The organism is Mesorhizobium sp. M8A.F.Ca.ET.021.01.1.1 (genome assembly GCF_003998025.1).
In the GTDB taxonomy this organism is placed as follows: Bacteria; Pseudomonadota; Alphaproteobacteria; order Rhizobiales; family Rhizobiaceae; genus Mesorhizobium.
Map to the genome: position 1 here is coordinate 1 of NZ_RZSJ01000755.1, position 2,434 is coordinate 2,434.

The following is a 2,434-nucleotide window of genomic DNA, read 5'->3' on the forward strand; positions in this document are numbered from 1 at the left end:
CTCCAGGGCAGGGCGGTTCCGCCAATGGCGGATTGGTCGCGGATGATGCCGCGTCCGGCCTCGACAGACGTCGCAAAGCCCGCCTGCCGCAAGGCTTCGATCAAGGTGGTCTTGCCGGAGCCGGGGCCGCCGGTCAGCACGAAAAATCGATCGGAATCGTTTTGCATTTTTTGTCCATGGAGAAAGGGCACGCGACGCAGCGGCTTCGTGGCTTCTACAGCATGTCGCGGCGAATAGGATTCGCCCGACCTGCTGTAAGCTTCTGATTTATGCATGTCGTTATCCCGGAACCGAGGACACTTCCGGGCGACATGCACGTGCGAAGTCTTGACGGCAGGAGCCGTTGCGCGTGATGCAAATTGAAGGGGGAGAAGTGGAGGTTTCTGTTGCCAGGTACCTCCGAACCCCGCCTAGAAGTGCGAACCCCTAGGGCTTGATTTGAAGCTATCGCACTGCATTAAGCAGCGAGACGTGCTTCCGCATAGTTGTCGTTGGCAACTATAAGTTTAGCCCGATGACGGTGGTACAATGCCGGGCAAAAGTACGATCTTTACACCTTCGTCGATCCTATTTCGCCCCCAGCAAAAACCGCTCTGTCGTCAACAGCGGCTTTTGGTGGAGGCGCCGGGTACCGCCCCCGGGTCCGAACGGCTTATTTCATCGCCCATTTATCGCCATAGTCGGTCAAGCCGACAAAACGAATATAGGGGGCGTTTGGCGGAAATGAAAGGCCGCAATGATGCTTTGTCCCTGTGTCAAATCGCGACGCCAAGGGTTGACTTGGGCGCGGTCTCAACCGAAGCTTTGCGAGCGGTGAGGAGTTAGCGACCTTAGCGCACAAGTTGAGAAGCGCGCCACAGCCCTCATCAATCGGATCCGTGGCGCCGACGAGGGGAATTTTGATGGCCGACTATCTTGCGGATGTGAAGAAGTATGACGCCGCGGCAAACGCCGATGCGGTCGAAAAGATCGTCAAGCATCTGGGCATTGCGCTGAGGAACCGCGACTCCTCGCTGGTATCCTGCACGGACCCGAAGGAATTGGGGCGGGTCAAGGAGAGCTGGGTGGCCAAGAAGCTCGGCGTCACCGACGGGGCGAAGGCCGACGCCGCGATCGAGAAGACCTGCAAGGCGATGCACGCCGACAACACCAAGAACCGCGTGACCTTCTACTATCTGGTGGCCAAGGATCTGGGCAAGCTCGGCTCTCTGTGACGCTCGCGCATCAGTTTGCGAGGGCTGGTACGGCAGAATAGCCGCTCCAACTTTTATTTTCGCTTTGTCGGGGGTTTGCGCCGCCCCTCACCTGCCTGCCGGCATCCTCTCCCCGTATAGTGACGGGGAGAGGGGATCTGCCATCGATGATTTCGCCAATGACCAACGTTGCAAAAAGGGCGTCAGCGTAGCGGCCAGCTTCTTTCTCCCCGTCACTATACGGGGAGAAATGTCCGGCAGGACAATGAGGGGCAGCGCCGACTCTGGAAAGAGTGGTGGGGCAAGCGTCGTTTGTACCGTTTTGCTGTGTTCGGCCGCCGGTCTGGCCGCTATAATGCCCAAACACTCGAATCGAGCCGAAACCGATGCGCCAATATCTCGATCTCTTGCAGCATGTGCTGGAAAACGGCGCCGATCGCGGCGACCGCACCGGCACCGGCACACGCTCCGTCTTCGGCTACCAGATGCGCTTCGATCTGGCGCGCGGCTTTCCGGTCACCACCACCAAGAAGCTGCACCTGAAGTCGATCATCCATGAACTCCTGTGGTTCCTGGCCGGCGACACCAACATCAAGTACCTGACCGACCACGGCGTTTCGATCTGGGACGAATGGGCCGACGAGAATGGCGATCTCGGTCCGGTCTACGGCAAGCAGTGGCGGTCCTGGCCGGACGGCCATGGCGGCTCGATCGACCAGATCGCCAATCTTCTCAAGGAGATTCGTCGCAATCCTCAATCGCGGCGGCTGATCGTCTCGGCCTGGAATCCCGCCGAGGTGGAAGCCATGGCGCTGCCGCCTTGCCACTGCCTGTTCCAGTTCTACGTGTCCGAGGGCCGGCTTTCCTGCCAGCTCTACCAGCGCTCCGCCGACATCTTCCTCGGCGTGCCGTTCAACATCGCGTCCTACGCACTTCTGACGCTCATGGTGGCGCAGGTGACCGGGCTGAAGCCGGGCGATTTCGTCCACACGCTCGGCGACGCGCATCTCTACTCGAACCATTTCGAGCAGGCGCGCGAACAGTTGCAGCGCACGCCGAGGGCGCTGCCGACGATGTGGATCAATCCGGATGTGAAGGACCTGTTCGCCTTCCGCTTCGAGGATTTCCGGCTGGAGAACTATGTCGCCGATGCGTCGATCAAGGCGCCCATCGCGGTCTGAGCCGCGTTTTTTCAGTCGATGCCGACGATCACGTCCGAGGCCTTGACCACGGCATAGGCC

The 2,434-nt window shown here is 59.9% G+C and carries 3 protein-coding genes and 1 other RNA gene; 2 read left to right on the top strand and 2 right to left on the bottom strand.

The genetic code is table 11. The features are described from left to right. On the bottom strand, window positions 1–167 hold a 167-nt coding region (locus EOA36_RS33340; RefSeq protein WP_145969456.1), incomplete at its 3' end, for an AAA family ATPase. Window positions 168–372: 205 nt separating this feature from the next. Further along, window positions 373–733, bottom strand: a transfer-messenger RNA (tmRNA) gene (gene ssrA, locus EOA36_RS33345). Between the two features lie 169 nt (window positions 734–902). On the opposite strand from ssrA, the gene EOA36_RS33350 reads away from it, so the two are divergent. Together EOA36_RS33350 and EOA36_RS33360 are read left to right on the top strand one after the other, a co-directional pair. Then, window positions 903–1,214 (top strand): DUF2853 family protein, encoded by a 312-nt coding sequence (locus EOA36_RS33350; protein ID WP_127281000.1) that lies wholly within the window; start codon window positions 903–905, stop codon window positions 1,212–1,214. Window positions 1,215–1,579: 365 nt separating this feature from the next. Continuing rightward, the gene (locus EOA36_RS33360; protein WP_127281001.1) at window positions 1,580–2,374 is read left to right on the top strand and encodes a thymidylate synthase; all 795 of its coding nucleotides are present in this window, start codon (window positions 1,580–1,582) and stop codon (window positions 2,372–2,374) included. Window positions 2,375–2,434 lie beyond the last annotated feature (60 nt).

Coding starts and splice junctions, on each gene's coding strand:
- EOA36_RS33350 (WP_127281000.1), top strand. CDS start 903: ATGGCCGACTATCTTGCGGATGTGAAGAAGTATGACGCCGCGGCAAAC.
- EOA36_RS33360 (WP_127281001.1), top strand. CDS start 1,580: ATGCGCCAATATCTCGATCTCTTGCAGCATGTGCTGGAAAACGGCGCC.